General features: G+C 30.4%; 17 protein-coding genes. 9 read left to right on the top strand and 8 right to left on the bottom strand.

What is annotated here, in order from left to right; genetic code table 11:
• Nucleotides 1–20 precede the first annotated feature (20 nt).
• The 3 genes from EJ01_RS01810 to EJ01_RS01820 all read right to left on the bottom strand — a co-directional run bounded on the left by EJ01_RS01810 (nucleotide 21) and on the right by EJ01_RS01820 (nucleotide 2426).
• Nucleotides 21–437 carry an acyl-CoA thioesterase gene (locus EJ01_RS01810; protein ID WP_048080215.1) on the bottom strand — a complete coding sequence of 139 codons (417 nt, stop codon included), beginning with the start codon at nucleotides 435–437 and terminating at the stop codon, nucleotides 21–23.
• A gap of 40 nt (nucleotides 438–477) precedes the next feature.
• Complete coding sequence (locus EJ01_RS01815) at nucleotides 478–1056, bottom strand: helix-turn-helix domain-containing protein (RefSeq protein WP_048080216.1); 579 nt, start codon at nucleotides 1054–1056, stop codon at nucleotides 478–480.
• 254 nt (nucleotides 1057–1310) lie between these two features.
• Nucleotides 1311–2426 carry a pyridoxal phosphate-dependent aminotransferase gene (locus EJ01_RS01820; RefSeq protein WP_048080217.1) on the bottom strand — a complete coding sequence of 372 codons (1116 nt, stop codon included), beginning with the start codon at nucleotides 2424–2426 and terminating at the stop codon, nucleotides 1311–1313.
• A gap of 131 nt (nucleotides 2427–2557) precedes the next feature.
• Here EJ01_RS01820 and EJ01_RS01825 point away from each other — a divergent pair, with 131 nt between their 5' ends.
• Complete coding sequence (locus EJ01_RS01825) at nucleotides 2558–3955, top strand: amino acid permease (RefSeq protein WP_048080218.1); 1398 nt, start codon at nucleotides 2558–2560, stop codon at nucleotides 3953–3955.
• Nucleotides 3956–4070: 115 nt separating this feature from the next.
• Here the strand turns inward: EJ01_RS01825 and EJ01_RS17730 are convergent, their stop codons facing one another.
• Nucleotides 4071–4952: a succinylglutamate desuccinylase/aspartoacylase family protein gene (locus EJ01_RS17730; protein WP_245611125.1), complete on the bottom strand. Its 882-nt coding sequence runs from the start codon at nucleotides 4950–4952 to the stop codon at nucleotides 4071–4073.
• A 168-nt stretch (nucleotides 4953–5120) separates the two neighbouring features.
• The gene (locus EJ01_RS01835; RefSeq protein WP_331275692.1) at nucleotides 5121–6656 is read right to left on the bottom strand and encodes a radical SAM protein; all 1536 of its coding nucleotides are present in this window, start codon (nucleotides 6654–6656) and stop codon (nucleotides 5121–5123) included.
• A gap of 178 nt (nucleotides 6657–6834) precedes the next feature.
• Here EJ01_RS01835 and EJ01_RS01840 point away from each other — a divergent pair, with 178 nt between their 5' ends.
• From EJ01_RS01840 to EJ01_RS01870, 7 genes are all read left to right on the top strand, one after another.
• Nucleotides 6835–8403, top strand: coding sequence for a hypothetical protein (locus EJ01_RS01840; RefSeq protein ID WP_048080220.1), 1569 nt, complete (start codon nucleotides 6835–6837; stop codon nucleotides 8401–8403).
• A gap of 23 nt (nucleotides 8404–8426) precedes the next feature.
• On the top strand, nucleotides 8427–8879 hold the full coding sequence (locus tag EJ01_RS01845; protein WP_048080221.1) for a phosphopantetheine adenylyltransferase: 453 nt from the start codon (nucleotides 8427–8429) through the stop codon (nucleotides 8877–8879).
• 40 nt (nucleotides 8880–8919) lie between these two features.
• Nucleotides 8920–9447 (top strand): inosine/xanthosine triphosphatase, encoded by a 528-nt coding sequence (gene yjjX, locus EJ01_RS01850; protein ID WP_048080222.1) that lies wholly within the window; start codon nucleotides 8920–8922, stop codon nucleotides 9445–9447.
• 125 nt (nucleotides 9448–9572) lie between these two features.
• The gene (locus EJ01_RS01855) at nucleotides 9573–11066 is read left to right on the top strand and encodes a hypothetical protein (protein WP_245611127.1); all 1494 of its coding nucleotides are present in this window, start codon (nucleotides 9573–9575) and stop codon (nucleotides 11064–11066) included.
• Nucleotides 11067–11212: 146 nt separating this feature from the next.
• Complete coding sequence (locus tag EJ01_RS01860; protein ID WP_048080224.1) at nucleotides 11213–12898, top strand: glycosyltransferase family 39 protein; 1686 nt, start codon at nucleotides 11213–11215, stop codon at nucleotides 12896–12898.
• 5 nt (nucleotides 12899–12903) lie between these two features.
• Nucleotides 12904–14088, top strand: a complete 1185-nt coding sequence (locus EJ01_RS01865) for a glycosyltransferase family 4 protein (protein ID WP_084689100.1) — start codon at nucleotides 12904–12906, stop codon at nucleotides 14086–14088.
• A 169-nt stretch (nucleotides 14089–14257) separates the two neighbouring features.
• Nucleotides 14258–15346, top strand: a complete 1089-nt coding sequence (locus tag EJ01_RS01870; protein ID WP_048080225.1) for a DegT/DnrJ/EryC1/StrS family aminotransferase — start codon at nucleotides 14258–14260, stop codon at nucleotides 15344–15346.
• A gap of 17 nt (nucleotides 15347–15363) precedes the next feature.
• On the opposite strand, the gene EJ01_RS01875 is transcribed toward EJ01_RS01870, so the two are convergent.
• From EJ01_RS01875 to EJ01_RS01885, 3 genes are read right to left on the bottom strand one after another with little or no spacing between them, the layout of a single operon-like run.
• The gene (locus tag EJ01_RS01875) at nucleotides 15364–16488 is read right to left on the bottom strand and encodes a hypothetical protein (RefSeq protein WP_048080226.1); all 1125 of its coding nucleotides are present in this window, start codon (nucleotides 16486–16488) and stop codon (nucleotides 15364–15366) included.
• Nucleotides 16489–16491: 3 nt separating this feature from the next.
• Entirely contained in the window at nucleotides 16492–17790 is a 1299-nt protein-coding gene (locus tag EJ01_RS01880; protein WP_048080227.1) for an ATP-grasp domain-containing protein, read from the bottom strand.
• 23 nt (nucleotides 17791–17813) lie between these two features.
• On the bottom strand, nucleotides 17814–19247 hold the full coding sequence (locus EJ01_RS01885; protein ID WP_048080228.1) for a flippase: 1434 nt from the start codon (nucleotides 19245–19247) through the stop codon (nucleotides 17814–17816).
• A 182-nt stretch (nucleotides 19248–19429) separates the two neighbouring features.
• Here EJ01_RS01885 and EJ01_RS01890 point away from each other — a divergent pair, with 182 nt between their 5' ends.
• Nucleotides 19430–20179 carry a glycosyltransferase gene (locus EJ01_RS01890; RefSeq protein ID WP_048080229.1) on the top strand — a complete coding sequence of 250 codons (750 nt, stop codon included), beginning with the start codon at nucleotides 19430–19432 and terminating at the stop codon, nucleotides 20177–20179.
• The last annotated feature ends 11 nt before the right edge of the window (nucleotides 20180–20190 follow it).

Here is a 20190-nt window from a genome sequence, read left to right on the forward strand (position 1 = left end):
CCTTTATGCATTCTAAATTTTTATTTGCAATTTTTGTCTTCTAATATTAAATGCTCGTGTAATTGAGATTTTATTGCATCAGGAATAGGTACACTTTTTTGATTTAAGAAATCAAAATGTACAAGAACAGCTTTTCCCTTTGCCTTAAGTTCTCCATCCTGCCATGCTTCATGGCCTATTGTAAATGAGCTGTTTCCGATATGAGTTATGTAACTTCTAATTTCAACATCAATTCCATAGTACATCTGACCGAGGTAGTCAAATTCAGTCCTGACAAGGATTAATTTCCATTTTTCATAACTCAAGTCAAGATCTGGCGTAAACATTCTAAATATTGGGTTTCTTCCGACTTCAAACCACTCTACAAGTGCAGTATTGTTAATATGCCGAAGTCCATCAGCATCTCCGAATCGTGGTGTAACTTTCTCTGTAAACATTTAAATCACTTTTATATTTGTATTAACTGTTAAATTTGTTTTAAAATGGCGTATATACAACTGCAAGGATTTTTGAATCCTTATCACCGTAAGCATGTAAATCGTGAGGTACAATTGAATCATAATAAATACTATCTCCTTTAGAAAGCAGATATTTTTCCTGACCGTATAATATTTCAATTTGCCCTTCCATGACATAAATGAACTCTTCACCTTCATGTGAAGCCAATTTATACTCTTCTGTCTCATGGAGGTGAACATCAATAATAAAAGGCTCCATATGCCTGTCTGTTTTACCAGAAGCCAGCGCATAAAAATCAAGGGCACTTGTATCTGGATGATCTTCCTTACCTGAAAAATGGATCACCTGTTCAGATTTACCAGATTTTACCATTACTGGCCCTATTTGAGGTGCATCATCAAGAAAAGTACCTAAACGGACATCCAACACTTTTGCAATCCTTATAAGTGGTGTGAGTGAAGGGATCAAATCTCCACTTTCAATACTTTCTATAACCTTCTTGCTGCACTGGCTTTTTTCTGCCAGCTGCTCAACAGTCATTTCATGGTTCTCTCTTATTTGCTGGATTTTAGTTCCGAGTTGGTTTTCCTCTGACATTTAATTATCTCCCATTTTATAGATTATTTTATAAATACGAACTTAATTTGCAGTTAATTTTGCATAGTAGTTATTATCTTCTTTATAACTTATTTTAAATTATATTTTAAACTCTAATGAATAATCAAATATTTATGCCATCAATTTAATTGGAATTATATTGTTCTAAATATTATTAAATGTAATTATTAATTATTTAGAATTCAGATGATTAATAAGTTACGTCATTTGCTGTAATTCTTATAAATTCCTAATTAAATTTCAATGGTTTCTAATCTGTTCATAGCTTCCTCTAAATTTTCATATGAAGAAGCATAAGACAGTCTAAAATGATTATCTCCACATTTACCAAAACTACTGCCATTGACGATTATTACTCCCTTTTCTACAGCTTTATTTACAAATTCCAAGGAGTTTTGGACCCTTGGAAATACATAAAATGCTCCTTTAGGTGCTTTAAATGCTATTCCCATTTCATTCAACCTTTTAACTACCAAGTCTCTTCTTCGTTTAAATTCAGCTACCATTTCACCAACACATTCCTGTGGTCCGGTTAATGCTTCAAGACCTGCTATTTGAGATAAAGAGCTTGCACATGCCACATTATACTGATGAACCTTCAACAATTCTTCAGCTATTTCTGGTTTTGCAGTCACATATCCTATTCTAAATCCAGTCATCGCATAGGTCTTAGAAAATGCATTTATAGTTATTGCATTATCAGTATATCTTCCAGGACTGTAATGTTTCCCTTCATAAAGTATGTGTTCATATACTTCATCAGATATCAAATATATACCATGATCTTCAGCTATTTCAGCTATACCTTTAATATCTTCTTTTTGCATGACTGCTCCTGTTGGATTTGAAGGAGAATTTAAGATTAAGGCTTTAGTTTTATCTGTTATTTTATCAAGGACATCTTCAGGAGTCATTCTGAATTCATTTTCTTCTTTGAGACCTACTGGAACCATTTTACCTTCTGCAAGCTTTACAAACGCATCATATGAAAGAAATCCAGGATCAGGAATTAAAACTTCATCTCCCTTATTCACCAGTGCTTGAAGACTGATATAAAGTGCTTGACTTGCCCCAACCGTTACAAGTATGGATTCAGGGTCTACTTCAAGCTTATTTTCCTCTTTAAATTTACAGGATATTGCTTCCCTAAGTTCTACAATCCCTTTATTTGCCGTATAATGAGTAAAACCATCATCTAAAGCTTTTTTTACAGCTTCTCTAATATGTAATGGTGTGTCAAAATCGGGTTCTCCAAGGCTTAAATTAATAGCGTCTTCTGCAGTGATATCAAACATTTTCCTTATTTCTGAAAGCTGTATTGACTCACATCTTCTGGTTGGTTGAAACATTCTAATCATACCTATCTAATCATTGAAATCAATTGTTAATTATATTAAAAAATCGATTATATTATACATTAATCTTTCATATCTTAAAAATTAATCATCTATTTTTACTTTTATCAATATATAAAAAAAGTATGCCCACAAAAATGCTGAGCCTTTTTGATGTTGTTAATCTTGTAGTTGGAACCATAGTTGGCGCTGACATATATATTGCAGCAGCTTTTGGTGCCGGACTTTTAGGACCGGCATCCATCATTGCATGGACCTTAGCAGGAGTAATGGCAATTATAATAGCTTTATCATTTGCAGAATGCTCTTCACTTATACCAAGAGCCGGAGGACCTTATGTATATGCTAAAGATGCTTTTGGAGATTTTATAGGATTTTTATCAGGATGGGCATTATTAATAGCATCATGGAGTGCAATAGCAGTCTTTCCTCTCGCATTTGTAGCTTATCTCCAGTATTTTTTCCCAAGTATGCCTTTTGTAGTCCAAATCATAATCAAAATCATATTCATTGTTATATTAACAGGCATCAACTATATTGGAGTTAGAGAAGCAGGTAGAGTTAATGATATATTAACTACCCTCAAACTCGCACCCATTATATTATTTACTTTAGCAGGCATTATTTTCTTTATTTTTAACCCATCACAGTTAATTTCTAATTTCACACCAGTTGCCCCCTTAGGATTTACAGGCATTGGAAGTGCGCTTGTCTTAATATTTTGGGCTTATGTAGGATTTGAACTCGTAACAGTCCCTTCAGATGAGATATATGACTCAAAAAGAACTATTCCAAAAGCTATCGTCCTTGGAATGAGTATCGTTGCCCTTTTCTATATTATAACAAATTTTGTAATAGTTGGAATAGTACCATGGCAGCAGCTTTCTTTATCAACTGCACCCCTTGCACTTGCAGGTTATGCACTTCTTGCAGGTTTTGGAGCAATATTTCTTACTGTTGGTGCTCTTTTCTCAATTTCAGGGTCTGATGAAGCAGGTATTTTGTCATCATCAAGAATTCCGTATGCAATGGCAGGAGATGGGCTTTTACCAAAAATGTTTGCCAGGAAACATCCGAAATATGATACTCCCTACGTTGCATTAATTGTTCAGGGCATAATTACAGGTGCAGCAGCTATCTTTGGAACCATAAGCAGTCTTATTATATTATCTGTTTTCACTCTGCTTTTCTGTTACCTCGTGACTTGCATATCTGTTTTTCCACTTAGAAAAAGATATGGGAGAAGTATCAAAATTCCATCCATAATACCCGTTTTAGGTATCTTAATATCTATTTATATGATGACACAATGCAATTTAAACCAGATAATAGCAGGTACGATTTTTATAGCCATTGGAATTCCTATATACTGGAAATATTCGCCAAAAGAAGAAATTAGATCAGTTATCAAAGAAATAACCTCGAGAGAAGTCTTTTTAAGGAAATGGATTCGAGCTCGAGAAGTGTTCTTAGGATATCTATTAAGAAGACTGGCTTATCTTTTAAGAAGGGTGCTAGGCTGATAATTTATTTTATAAAAACCTGCAAAACTATGTTTTGCGGTTCAGAAAACCTATGATTTTCCTTCAACCTGCAAAAATTCTAATTTTTCAATGCCTCCAAAAATTAAAAAATAAATTAAATTATTTTTTTGTATTTTAAAAGAGCTATCATTTGATTATAAGACTTTGTAACGCTTCCAGATTTCACAGTGCCGTGAGGAGACACTACTTCACATGTCACTGCCGGAATTCCTGCTAGATTAGTAGTATCTTCCAGTGCTCCACAATATTCTACACCAGATAAATTATATGTAAGCGTTGTTGACCCTGTCCTCTTGCTAATATATTTGGCAATAATATAACTTTTGTAGGTAGGATGTTTTGAAGAAAAAACAGCCATTTTACCAGGATCGCCGCCGGGCTTAGTAGAATGAAAATCTCCAAGTACACTAATATTAAGCCGTTTAGCCAGTTTCAATATCTTGTTAGTAGGCGTACCTGCAATATTAGTTACTCTATTCAGGTTTTTACCTTTCCAGTATCGAACACCTTTAGCTGTGTTAGATGGAACAACAAACGGTACTATATAAATAGTTCCCTTAATTGACTTGCCTTTTAAATAGTTTACAAGCTTTAAAGCTGATATTTGGCTTGGAAGCTCATTTCCATGAACACCTGCCACAATCATAACTTTTGGACCGCTTCCATTGCCAACTCTAATTATAGGAGTGCCTTTTTTGGATAAAGCTACTATTTGGCTGGTTAACTGACTTTTAGGAATGTTCTTTTTTATATAATAATTATTTGTAACAGTTCCACCAGTTCCGCTGATAATGACTTTCATTTTAACCGTTGATGTCGACTGGGATGCTTGAACAGAAGCATAACTTTTTAAATTTTCGGAATGATTATACGCTTCAGTTACATTTATTTCACTTGCACCAAGCAGTAATGTGGTACAAAGAACTAATAAAACTGCAATTATTTGTTTTTGTTTAATTATAACACATCTCCGCATTAATTATCCAGAGGTAGGCTGTTAATAATTATCAGTATCTGTTGATGTATAAACTTTTTTATAAAATAGAACCTAATCAACCAATCTTTATTTTAAATCAATTAAAAGTATAAAAAAAAGAATTATGTCTTTAATTTTTGTATAAAATCGCTGTTAGCAATTCAAGAATTATTTAGAACAAGCCCCACACCCATAACATCCGAATGCCTCACACCACGGAGTTATATTTTTATTTAATGCTTTCTGATATTCTTTCTTTAAAAATTCTGAGCTAACACCCGCACTTATATTTTTCCAGGGTAATTCATCTTCAAGACCAAGTTTAAAGTCAATATTTGCCCATTCTTTAAACTTCAATTTTCGTTTATAGGTCTTTTCAATCATATCCCCCATTTTCTCATCGCCGATAGACAGGATATGCTGTATAAAAGCACCTTCCAAATTCTCAACCTTTAAATGGACATTTTTGAGGTTTTTATTTAAATATTCAAATTTAACACTCAGATCATTGAAATCAAAGCTTTCCCATTGAAATGGAGTATGCGGCTTAGGAATAAATGGATTTACACTTATTCTAACTGCATTCTTCTTTTTGCTCATTTTACGTATGCTTTTTATAAATTCAACCATTTCTGCCACATCTTCCATGGTTTCAGTGGGCAAACCAGTTAAAAAATAGAGTTTAACATTCATATTCCTTTTAAAAGCTCTTTTTACAACATTGTAAATCGCCTGATCAAGTATTGGTTTATTTAAAACTTTTCGAAGACCCCATGTAGACTCTGGAGCTATTGTTATGGTTTTAAGCCCGCTTCTCTGCAGAATATCTATTAAAGTATCGGTGAGTGATTCTATCCTCATGGATGGACTTGTAATTTTAAATCCCATCTCAAGCAGGCCCTCACAAAGTTCTTCTAGTTTAGAATATCCCGAAACATCTGCCCCTATAAGTGCTATTTTATTAAACCCAGTAGCCTTCTTACCTTTCTCAGCTGTTTTAAAAAGCTTTTTAAGAGATGTTTCTCGCCTGGGCCTGTAAAGACATCCTGCCATACAGAATCTACAGCCCCTTGTACATCCCCGTGACACTCCCAGGAGAAATGCATCTCCAAAGGCAGGTATAAATTTTTTATCATCAGTTTGAGGAACAATTTGTCTTACTGGATGACATGCATTGTCCATATTCTCCACAATGGCCATTTTTACAGGGTTATCAGGTACATAAACTCCTTTTATATCTAAAAAAGCCTCAATTTCTTTTCGCGGATCATCAAGTTCCATATAAAGATCCAGCACTTCATCTAAAATAACCTCTGCTTCCCCTATAATAAAAAGATCAATGAATTTACTCATGGGAAGAGGATTTGAACTTGCACACGGCCCACCTGCAATTATAAAAGGATCATCTTTATTTCTATTTTCTTTACGGGCCTTAATTCCCGCATTATCCAGCATTTTAAGTACATTGAAATAATCCTGTTCATATTGAAGTGAAAAACTAATAATATCAAAATCAGCGAGTTTTGTATTTGATTCTAAACTCTCAACATATGGATAAACTACCCTTTCACAGTAAACATCTTCTCTAGAATTTAGGAAGTCATATATAATATGAAAACCAAGTGAGGACATCGCAGCCTTATATAAATTAGGGTAACATGATGCAAATCGTAAGTCCACTTTTCTTGGATTCTTTATTACCACGTTATGTTCCATCAGCATAATTTATAATTTGATTTATGTTATTATAACAATATAGGGTTATCATGTTTAGTAATAAATAACCTTTTATTCATATTTGCATTAATAATACAAGATATTTTAATGTTTTAATTTGCAATTTTCAATTAGAACATTTAAATAACTTAATTATAGTGATATAATGAGCTTTAAAATTAAAAATAATCTTGATATTCTTATTATTCTTAGTTTATATCTAATTATAGGGTTAATCTTAATTAATAATTATCAATATCTTTTAAATTCTGATGGCATTTCATATATTAGCATTGGTCAAAAATATATCAATGGAGATTTAAGTAATGCAATTAATGGATACTGGGGGCCACTCCTATCATGGTTATTGGCTCCACTTTTACTTTTTAGTCCAAATCCTTCGTTTTCAGCTTATTTAATAAAATTACTCTCACTTATTATTGGTTTTTTCACTATAATTGGAATAAAATTGTTAATAGCTAATTTTGAAATAGAAAAAACAATTGAAAAGTCCATATTAATTTCTTTAATTCCAATTATATTGTATTTCTCATTTTTTATTACCACCCCAGACTTATTAATTGTATGCACCACAATATATTATTTATACTTCTTATTTAATCCCAAATATACAAATAATAAATATAATGGGTTTTTATGCGGATTTACGGGATCTTTAGCTTATTTAAGTAAAAGTTTTGCTTTACCATTTTTTTTAGTCCATTTTACATTATTTAACATACTTTTTTATCTTAGAAATTTAAATAAAGAAAAAAGAAGTATAATATTAAAAAACTTATTTATCGGTTTAATAATTTTCTTTATAATTAGCGGAGTATGGATTGCACTAATAAGTGATAAATACGGGAAATTTACAATTGGAACTGCTGGAGAATATAATTATGAGTTCATAGGGCCAGAATCACAAGGGCATTATGAATATTACTCAGGACTTATGAAACTTCCAAATAAATCTGCTGTTTGCGCATGGGAAGATCCTTCCTACTTTAAAATGGAATCATGGAGTCCATTAGAATCAGGGGAATACTTAAAATTCCAAATAAATATTATTTTAGAAAATATAATTAAAATTTTCAATATTATTGAATTATTTTCCGTACTTTCAATTTTAATAATCATCGCTGCCATCACCATTATTATAAAATCAAGTACAGATATTGAATCCAAAATTAAATTAGCTTACCTATTGATAACTATACTAATATATTCCGGGGGATATAGCTTAATTTTGATTGAAGATAGATATCTATGGTTAATAAATATTTTATTACTAATTACAGGTAGTTACATAATCAGTTTATTAATTAGAACAGATTATATAAATAAAATTCAAAAAAATATTTTGATAATATTTTTAATATTATCTTTCATTATGACCCCAATCACTTTTTTAATTCAAGATTCGCATGTTGGAGAAGCGAATTATAATTTAAGTGAAGAACTAAAAAATAACTACAATCTTCATGGAAATTTAGCATCCAATGGCAACTTAATAGAATCAGACCACATTGCATTTTATACTGAAAGCAAATATTATGGAATACCAAAAAAAACTGGTAACTACACAGAATTAAAGATTGAATTAAAGAATAATAATATCGACTATTATATTGTATGGGGAGACTCAAAAGAAAATAATTATCTTTCAAAACATTTTAAAGAAATAACAAACGGAAATATTACAAATTTAAAAATTTATTCTTTGAAAAAATAATAACCAAATAAAAGGTAAAACAAATGAAATACAAAAACGTAGCCGTAGGGGGCACATTTGATCATTTTCACAGGGGCCATGAGAAATTGCTCAATAAAGCATTTGAGATTGGCAATTATATAATGGTTGGAGTTACATCCAACGAATTTGGAGGGAAAAAAGGCAATATTGAACCCTGCTCAAAAAGGATGTTTGAATTAGAGGAATTTTTACAGAAATTTAATTCAAGATATACTCTCAAAAGACTGGAAGAACCTTATGGTCCAACTGTCCATGACCCGGAAATAGATGCAATAGTCGTTAGTAAAGAAACAGAGCCTGTTGCACATAAAATCAATGAAATACGGGATGAAAAAGGAATAAAACCTCTCAAGATTTTTGTTATTGGTTGGGTACTTGCAGAAGACGGGAAACCAATTTCTTCAACCAGAATAAGAAATGGAGAAATAGACAGGAACGGCAAAGTTCTTAAATAGCATCTCTTAAATTTTATGATCTAGTTTAAAAGTCGATAATATGAAAGTTGCAGTCGGATCCAGAAACCCGGTAAAGGTCAAAGCTACAAAAAATGTCCTGGATAAAATCTACGGCAAAGTTGAAGTTGTATCAATTGATGCTGATTCAGGAGTGCCAGATCAACCATTTGGTATAGATCAAACTATTCAAGGAGCTATTAACCGGGCTAAAAATGCTTATTCTAACGAATTTGACATAAGTGTTGGAATAGAATCTGGATTGATGGAAACACCTAATTCTGTAACTGGTTACATCGATTTACAGTGGTGCGCTGTTTTTGATGGGGAAAAAATAACACTCGGCGTAAGTTCCGGCTTTGAATATCCTCCAGCTGTCATTGAAGAAGTCTTAAATGGCAAAGAAGTTGGAGAAGTTATGGATGAAGTAACCGGCGTGACTAACCTTGGACAAAAAACAGGAGCAGTTAGCTACCTTTCAAAAGGGATGCTTGATAGGACTGAAAACACAGAGCAGTGTGTTTTAACTGCTATGATCCCAAGGATGAATAAAGTGATTTATTTTAAATAATTTGGAGTTATTAGATCAGTTTAAATAACTTTAGATTATAAAGAAATTTGATGAATTTAAATCGTATTAAGCATAATTTAGACTTGATTTCAGTTCTAATAATTTATTTTATAATTGGTTTCTTTTTGATCAACTATTACCAGTATAGCCTCAATGCGGACAGTATATCTTATATCACCATTGCTCAAGAGTATTTAAATGGAAATTTTGCAGATGCAATTAATGGATACTGGAGTCCCCTTTTTTCATGGCTACTAATTCCCTTTTTACCATTTAGTTCAAGCCCTCAATTTAATATTTATTTAGCAAGAATTCTTTCCCTAATTACAGGAGTTTTAACTATAATTGGGGTAAATTTACTTATTTCACGATTTAAAATAGATAAAACATCCAAAACTCTGGTGCTTTTCTCATTAATTCCAATTATTTTATCTTTTCTATTCGGCCTTATTTCTCCAGATCTGCTGGTAACTACCATACTATTATACTATTTATATATTATATTCGACCCAGATTATCCAAATAAAAAATATGCAGGCATATCATGTGGAATTCTAGGGGCATTAGCTTATTTAAGTAAAAGTTACGCGTTACCTTTGTTTTTAGCTCATTTCTTGTTGTTTAATTTATATTACTATTTTAAAAGTGTAGATAAAGAAAAAAGACGTAAAATATTTAAAAACCTTATTTTAGGCCTAACAATATTTTTTATTATAAGTGGAGTATGGATAACTTTAATAAGTGATAAATACGGGAAATCAACATTTGGAACTGCCGGAGACTACAATCATGAACTGGTAGGTCCACAATCCCAGGGACATTTTGTTTATTACTACGGGATTATTAAACCTCCCAATGAGTTCGCAGTTAGTGCTTGGGAGGATCCTTCATACTTCAAAATGAAATCATGGAGCGCTTTGGATTCATGGGACAATTTTAAATATCAAATTAAGTCAATTTTAAGTAATATAGTGAATATGATCAGTATATTTGAGGTTGCTTCTCTTTTTGCCATAATAATTTTTATTGCAAGCATCATCCTGGTCTTTAAATTGAAACTCAATAAGACCTCAAAAAATAAGTTAATTTATTTAATAACAACTATAATCCTTTATTTAGGAGGATACAGCTTAGTTTTAATTGAACCACGGTATTTATGGCTAGTGAATATTTTATTGTTAATAATGGGAGTTTATTTACTCAACTTACTGTTTGAAATAGGTTCTTTAAAAAATACTGTCAAAAATATTCTACTGGTATTTTTGATCCTCTCATTTGTAGTAAATCCCATTAATGCTTTGATTCTAAATTTAAATATAGGTAAAGACAGCTACACATTAAGTGAAGCATTAAAATGCTGCAACGTACAGGGTAATTTAGCATCCAATGATGAATGGAGAGTGTCCGACTATATATCCTATTATACAAGCAGTAAATATTATGGGCAAACAAAACAAAATGAGAGTTATAACGATTTAAAAAAAGAATTAAAAGTAAATAATATCGATTATTACCTTGTTTGGGGATATACAAAGGAAAATAGTAACCTATCACATGATTTTAAAGAAGTAACCAATGGAACCATCGATCAATTGAGAATTTACGCCGTAAAAAGCTGAATAATGCTCAAATAGAGAAGTTACACCATACTTATTAAATCATAGGCTAAAATTAATGATGTAACTTAATATTTCAACCTCGGTTCCAAAAGTCATATTTAATTTAACACCTAACAATAACTTACAAAATTACTAACAGGGTTTACATGGGCGATTTATCTAATTCACATAAACTTTTTAAAAAATACAGCGGCCACATTTTACTGGCTGTTTTAGTAATAATTGTAAGCCTAATAACTTATTACAGGGTAAAAATTCAGATGGACCTTGGCCCGATATGGGATACCTACGATTTCCTTTCAAATGCACTATTATTTGCTGGTCAAGGTACAGGTTATTCAGATCTAACCCGGCCACCTGTTCTTCCATTTTTGACTTCTATTTTATTTAGACTAGGGTACACATCTTCCATATCTATCTTCATTGTAGATGGCTTGCTGTTTATTTTTGGAGTTATTGGACTTTTCTTACTTCTAAAACTACAGTTTAATGATATTTTAAGCTTTTTAGGCAGTTTACTTTATGCAACTTTTCCCATTATTATTTCATTTGTAGGGGTCGGCCTTTCAGATATTCCAAGCGTTTCATTTGCAATATGGACAATCTATTTTACAATCTTAGCTGTTAAAAAGAATTCAAAGTTTTTTTATCTGTCATTTCCATTAATGATGCTAACTTTTTTAACTAGATATCCTTCTGCACTCTTAATATTCCCGGTATTGTTCTACATTCTAATTAACAGAAAATCCGTTGAAATTAAAGATATAATAATTGGAATAAGTTCATCACTTTTATTATTGATTCCAGTTCTTATTTTCTTTTACGAAGTCTTTGGCAATCCCTTTTATTCATTTCTCAATTTTTTCGGCTCAAGTTCAGCAACCGTCTCAACAAATTACAGCGCATACAATCCAGATATTTTATATTTCATAAAAAATTTACCATTGTTTATTGGAGATCAATTGGTTACAATTATATTTATTATTATACTATGTTTTGGGGTTTATCTGCTTTTTAAATCTAAAAAAGCGTTTAAATCTAAGATTAAATTATTTAATACACCATCTCTCAATAAAATCACAGTTATAAAGTTAATATTATTCATTATATTAACACTGGCTTTTGTAGGGACTTTTGGCAAGTTATATTATATGGGGAGCGAAATACTATTCTTTGCCATGGCCTATTTACTGTATGATCTGGTTAAAAATCTTAATATAAATAATATAGACATACATCTGCTTGTTTTCGCGTGGTTCATGGCTTTCTTTATATTCCACAGCGCATATTCAGTTAAAGACTACAGATATTTCGTTACAATGGCTCCTGCAGTGGCCTATTTTTTAATATTAAGTATAAATCAAATTTACGGCAAATTAGAGTTTAAAATTAAAAATATAAATGTGACATCCTACTTATTTTCAATAATTCTAATTATTATAATTATTTCATCCACCATGTCCTGTTTATCCAGTGTTCAAGAAACAAATAATAACCTTAAAATAATAGACCAAAACATGAAATCAGCAAGCCAGTGGCTTATAAATTATGACCCAAATTATGAAACTAAAACTGTTTATTCAGACTTATGGCCATATTCTGGTTGGTATCTAAAAATGAACATTGGAATGATGCCCATATTTAGAGACGATCAAATGTATTATACTGGTACTAATGATCATAATTTCAGCCAACAGGATAGCATTGCAGCTAATAATTATCTCGTTAGAAATAATGTTTACTATTGTTTCTCAACATTGCAAAAATTAAATTTAACATCTTACAAACCAATTAAACAAATTGGAAAAACAGTAATTTACAAAAGAGTATAGATCACATGAAAATAGGAGTTATAACATCAGCATACCCTGAATTTGAAGATGATCCACATGGAATCTTTGTACACCGGCTGATGAGGGAAATAAGTAAACATGGACACGAAGTACACATTCTAGCCCCTTATACTGGTGAAAAAACCAAATATGTGCTGGAAGGAGTGCATGTGGAAAGGTTCCACTACTTTTATCCAAAAAGGTTTCAGAAATTATGCGGCAGATCTGGAATGATAGATAACGTAAAAGAGGGGTTTCTTGTGAAACTTCAGGTTTTAACGTTCCTTTTCTTTAATATAATCCATTCACTTAAAAAACTTAAGGATATGGACATTGTTCATGTGCAGTGGCCTATTCCAAATGGGCTAGGTGCACTATTTTTAAAAAAAATCTATGAAATTTCTTACATAAACACAATACACGGTGAAGAAGTATATCTCTCTAAACAGTATCATACTTTGTTTGCACTTAACTGGTTTGTTAATAATTCAGTTAAAACAATAACCAATAGTTCAGCAACCAGAGATTCGTGCCTGGAAGCTGGCATTGAAAAAGATAAATTAGACATAATACCCTTTGGAGTGGATACTGCATTTTTCAAGCCTTTAAAAATATCAAAAAATAAAAATATATTCCAAATACTGGCAGTTGGGTACTTGATAGAAAGAAAAGGTTTTGAATATCTTATACATGCCATGAAAGATATTTTAAAAGAACACAGTAATGTTCAATTGACCATAGTTGGCTCAGGTCCTCTAAAGGCAAAACTTAAAAATATTATAAAAGAATTAAAATTAGGAGATAATGCTAAAATTATAAAAAACGTCTCTGATGATGAATTACTGCACTTGTACAATTCATCTGACTTTTTTGTTCTTCCTTCTATTGTAGATTCTCAGGGAAATACTGAAGGTCTTGGAGTGGTTTTACTAGAGGCTATGGCTTGTGGGTTACCTGTCATTGGGTCTGATACTGGTGGAATTCCAGATATTGTTCAAGATGGTGAAACTGGATTGTTAGTGCCTGAGAAAGATATTTCTGGGCTTTCAAAGGCTATTTTAAATTTAATTGAAAATGAGGAATTAAGAGAAAAACTTGCAGTTAATGGTTATAATAAAGTTAGGGAGAAATTTAGCTGGGAAAAGATTGCCGAGGATTATTTGAAAGTTTATAAACATTCAAAGAAATAAATTTTGAGAATAGATAATATAACCCCCATATCACATTAATAAACATTATTGAGATTATGTGAAGTTAGATTTATTAAAGATCACGGATAGTTATCTTAAGTGTTGAAAGAACTCACATTAGTTTCTTTTATATCAAAAGTATCATGAATAAAATTCAGTTGGTTTTACAATGATTAACGTTACAATGACAGATGTTCCAGAATTAGAAGATTACATAGAATATTTAAGAGTTATTTGGAACGAACGAATATTAACAAATGATGGTGAACTTTTAAGATTATTGGAAACAAAGTTAAAAGCTTATTTAAAAGTTAAAAACCTAATGGCCGTTACAAATGGTACACTTGCTCTTCAAATAGCATTAAAATCACTCCCCATTAAAGGAGAAGTGATTACTACCCCATTTACATTCTCTGCCACCACAAATTCTATATTATGGGAAGGTCTGACTCCTGTTTTTGCAGATATTGACGAGAACACTTTCAACATTGACCCTACTTCCATTGAAACGAAAATAACCGATAAAACTAGCTGTATACTTGCAGTACATGTATATGGAAATCCTTGTCAAGTCAAAGAATTACAAGAAATTGCAGATGATCATTCTCTTAAATTAATCTATGATGCTGCACATGCTTTTGGAGTTGAGTATAACAACAAATCAGTTTTAGAATATGGAGATGTCTCTACCTTAAGCTTCCATGCGACTAAAGTTTTTAATACAATCGAAGGTGGAGCTTTAACTACTTCTGATAAAAATTTGGTGGAAAAAATAAAATTAATGCGTAATCATGGTATTATATCCGAAGAGGAAGTGATTATTCCAGGAACTAACGCAAAAATGAACGAATTTCAAGCAGCCATGGGTTTATGTAACCTTAAAAACATAGATCAAAACATAGAAAAGAGAAAAAAAATTTATGAAATTTACAGGGACAATCTTGAAGGTAATGATCTCAAATTCCAAAAGATAGTAGCATCCAAATATAACTACTCATATATGCCTGTTTGTTTCAAAAACTTAAAGGTAAGAAATGAAATTTATAATCAGCTGCTAAAAGAGGGAATTCACTGCAGGAAATATTTTTATCCATTAACTGTAAATTTTGAATATTTCAACAATAATAATTTAGTCGAAAAATATGATTTAAAAAAGGCTTCTAATATTGCAGATAGAATTTTATGTTTACCAATTTATCCCGATCTAGAGGAAGAAATTGTTAATGAAATTATAACTAAAATATCTTCTTTGATCTAAATATTAAATGTTATTACCTACCTAAAAGTATAGTCACCCAAGTAAAATTGCTTTAAATTTCTAACATATTTATTATAATCATAATATTTAGAACAAAGTTGATATTGTTTTTGTTGATAATTTTTATAGGTAGATTCATGGTCCAATTCTTTTAAATCAATCGCCATCTTCTGAATTAATTCATCATAATCTGAATATACAGTTCTTAGTGAAGCAAAATCTTCTGTAAAGAATTTAGAATTATATACACTGAAACTGATTCCTCCACTGAAAATTGATTCTATGAAATAGTTATCTAATCCTTCCCCAAAGGTTAATGCCCACTTAGCTTCAGATATTACTTTTTTAAAATCTTCATAAGTCATACCTTCGATAATTCTGATTTCTAGTTGTGGAAACTCTTTGTGTAGTACATTCAATACATGAGATTTCATTGGATGTTCATCATGCGATACTATTAGCATTTCCTTTTTTTCGTGGTAATTTTTGTACTCATACTGTTCAGGACTAACATATGTTGAAAATTTGTGTAATGGAAAACCAAATTTCTGTCTATTTTCAAGATTAGAATATTTTTCGTGAGCTATAGTCCCCGTGACATTACTAAATCTCCCATTTAATCTTTTTATTTCATCCATATTTTCCATTGCTATATCAATGTTCTGGATCAAAATGTTGAATTGTAAGTCACTTATATTATCTAAAATTGAATATTCTTCTTTAGAAATATTATTCAAAAAGTGAATGCATGCATACTCAGGTATATGAATTAATAAACTATCTAAATCTTTAAAATAGGTTAATATTTGTGAAAAATTGTAGATATAATTTTTATTTTCAAATTTAGTATATTTTAATAATAGAGGTTCACCAGGTACCGTGGATAAAATTGTTTGAGATCCGTGTATTTCCTCAATTTTTTTTGTTTCTTCATAAAGAGAAGATATTGACAAAATTCCACCTGTTATCATATCATATCCTGAAGTCAAAAAGACTATCAATCTACGAGTATTAATATCATAATTTTGTTTAATTAATTCTATTTGATTTTTTCTGATTCCTGGTTCTTTAAGGGAGTTAATCAAAATAAATGAACCTTTATGAACAAATTTATTAATTAAACTTAAAAATCTAATTTCCATGATTCACACCCTACTATCCATTAAAACCTCTATCATACTGGAATCAAAGGTAGGTATACAATGCTGACAATAAACAGATTTTCGTTCGCTGAAACTATCATCAATAAATATAGAATTTATAGGATCAATATAATTTGCTTTAGAATCTTCTTTCTTGAGTAAAATTATTTCATCAAAAAGGCATTCGATCTTCCATTTTCTTAAATAAGTTTGTATATCGTTCTCAGTTTTACTAATTAATATGATTTTACAACCTTCGTTCACTGCTTGATAAAGAAATTTTATAAGCTGTGTGTTTACTTTATTATTTATAATAAGTGTATCATCCAAATCAACATAAACTTTGTTATAATCAATATCATGTTTGTATCGATTAATCAAAGCTCTATCTATTTCAATATTGTGTTTGTTAAGTAATATATCCAAGTTAAATCCTTCATTTTCGTATATGCTCAATAATGGGAAGTTTACTCCAAATATGCGATTTGTGGCCATTGTTCCACTGATTCTAGGAGATATCTCCAATAATTTATATTTTCCTGTTGAATCTTGCTTTAATTGGAAAAACCAAGCCCCATAAATTTCTAATTCTTTTGTTATCGTCAGCGCGTATTTATTAAAAATCTTATTTATTCTTGAAGAAACAGGTTTACTATTCATAGATATTCCATTTCGAGTACGTATCCTTTCTCTACCTCCACAAAAAAGTAACCCTTTTTCTCTATGACTGAAACAATCTACTGTATACTCCTTTCCATTTAAATATTCTAAAATGATCAATTCAGGTTTATTTTTAAGTAAATATTTCAATGAATCTAAATCTTTTACTAATTCTGCATCTTGTGATCCCTGACCTTTATCTGGTTTTACAAAAACGGGAAATGATTTTATGTCAGAAACTTTATGGAACAATTTAGGTACTGGCAATAATGATTTAAATGTGTTATATGTTTCACTTTTAGATCTAGTAATTAAACAAGTTCTTAATGGTGAAGATATGATTTTTGATCTGACTTTCACTGAATTCTGAGCTAAAGCTACTATTACATCGTCATGTGCAGGAAAAATATAATCAATACTGAATTTTTTTATTAAACTGTTTAATTCATCAAGCCATCCTGCTTTTTTGACTTCAGGAATTATTGAATGATTATGGAATACATATGGTGCATGATTAGAAACTGGGCTTCCAGCTGAAAATAGATTAACTTCTTTACAATCTTTTAGCGAATTCCATATTTCTAATCCTATTTCTGTTCCTCCAGGAAAAACTAGTACATTCTTTTTTTCTATTTTTTTCATAGTTAACACACTTTACCCTAAAATTATTTTTTATTTAAAATAGCATCTATAATTTTAACATCTTCATTATCCCATCCATTTAGACAGTATAAAACCATAAAGTAAATTAGCAAGCTACCTACTATTAAAAGTATTACATTAAAATTATAAAATATGATAATAAACATACTCATAATAAAGCTAGATATACAAACTTTTATTAATATTATGAATTCAACTCGGGAAAATCCATAACCCATACCCGAAACTGCTTTTAAACCAAAAATAAACGATAAAATTTCAGTCAATACTGTTATTATACTAGCACCAATGTAGCTAAATTGAGGTATGAATACAAAGTTTAATAAGATATTTACTATAGCACAAATACCCGTAATTTTTGTTATTACCATCTGTTTGTTAGAAGCTTCAAGCAATCTAGCAAAAGCACCGCTCATAAATATAATTGTCGTGGACCAAACAAGGATCTGAAAAGCTACTACCGAACCCATGTACTCTACACCAAATATTAATACAACTATTTTTTTAGCCAATAAAGTAACGCCAAATCCGAGTGGTATTCCTAAGATAGCCATATACTTAAAATATTTTTCATATACCATTTTAAGTGATTCTCTTGATGTTACGTAAAATTGAGACATAACTGGAAAAATCACTGTATTAAGAATAGAAGGAATAACCAATAATACTAAAACAAGTCTATAAGCAGCGTTATAAAATCCAACTGCATCACTATTAACCATTACAGATAACATTACAGAATCTATCCAGTAATAAATAGTTACAAACACTCCAGTAACTCCAAAAGGTAATGCAAGTTTAATATTATCCTTCCAAAAGGTTATATCCAATTCTAATGAAGGTAAAGAAAATTTCAACATATAGATCATGATATAAAATACAAAAAGACCAAGATTTGCAATCAAATAAACAACAGCAAATATTAAAACGTTTAAATGTAACTCTATTGCAATAATTGTTCCAATAAAAATTAAAACATTGCTAATAAAAGCCCCCATTGATAAATATTCCATTTTCTCGTAAGCCTGGAATATAGACGATATTAACCCTGCGAATGAATTTAAAATCACAGATAATGTCATGATATAAATTATTAATCGTACTTGAAAAGGATAAGATAAAATAGAAACTGCTACAAATGTGAAAAAAAACATTACAATAGCTAAAAAAATCTTAAATAAGATAAAATTGGCCAAATATTTACTTTTTAAAGATTTATTTCGAGATACCTCACGTATAGTAAGTGTACTTAAACCTAAATCAGTGAAAACTACGAAAATGCTGGTAAATGCAATGGATAATGATAAAATACCAAAATTCTCCACACCTAAATATTTAGCTGAATAAATAGTAGCAAAAAATATCAATAAATAACTCAAAATTTGTGATATTAAAAGCCATGATGTATTTTTAGCTATAGTTCTTATCTTGTTCATTTGTAGCCTCTATTTTCTAAATTGTTTTATTTAATGTTTTAATTAATGTTATCTAAAAATCAATTTTTGACATAGCTTCTTTTATCTAATTCTCAAAAAATATTAATATTATACAAAACTCCAAAAATATGAATAAATAAATGGATTAAACAGTTAAAACAATAATAAGAGTTGTGTATTATATGATCTCAATAATTTGTAATTATAATAACAAAAATAATTTAAATGATTATCTTCTTAAGAGTTTAAAGAATCAAAGCATAGATTACGAGTTAATTCTTATAGACAACACAAAAAAAAAATTCACATCAGCAGCAACAGCCCTAAATTATGGAGGTAAAAAAGCTAAAGGGAAATATCTAATGTTTATACATCAAGATTATGAACTTGGTTCAGATACATGGTTAGAAGAAACAGAAAAAATCCTAAATAATATAGAAAATCTTGGAATTGCAGGTGTTGCAGGCAAATATGATAGAAATTGCATATCTAATATTAAAACAGGATTTCCACCAGTATTAGCTGGACCAATGCAAATTAAAAGACCAAAAAAGATACAAACTCTTGATGAATGTCTTATTATAATTCCCAAAGAGATATTTGAAAACATTCAATTTGATGAGATCACATGTAATAACTGGCATTTATATGCCACAGATTACTGCTTGACTATTAAAAAGAAAGGTTATGATGCATATGTTATTCCTATGGGAGGTTATCATGCATCACCAGGATACTCCTTCTCAGAAGAGGATTATTATTCAACAGTAAAAAAACTGAGAAAAAAGCATAAACATGACTATAACTGGATTTACACTACAACAGGGAGCTGGAGTACAGTTTATCCATTATTTATGCAGATATTTTATCAAAAAATATATTACTGGCTTGGCTTAGATAAAAGATTTTTTAGTAAAAAAACAAATAAATAATCATATTTAAA

It is taken from the genome of Methanobacterium veterum, from assembly GCF_000745485.1.
Classification (GTDB): Archaea; Methanobacteriota; Methanobacteria; order Methanobacteriales; family Methanobacteriaceae; genus Methanobacterium_D; species Methanobacterium_D veterum.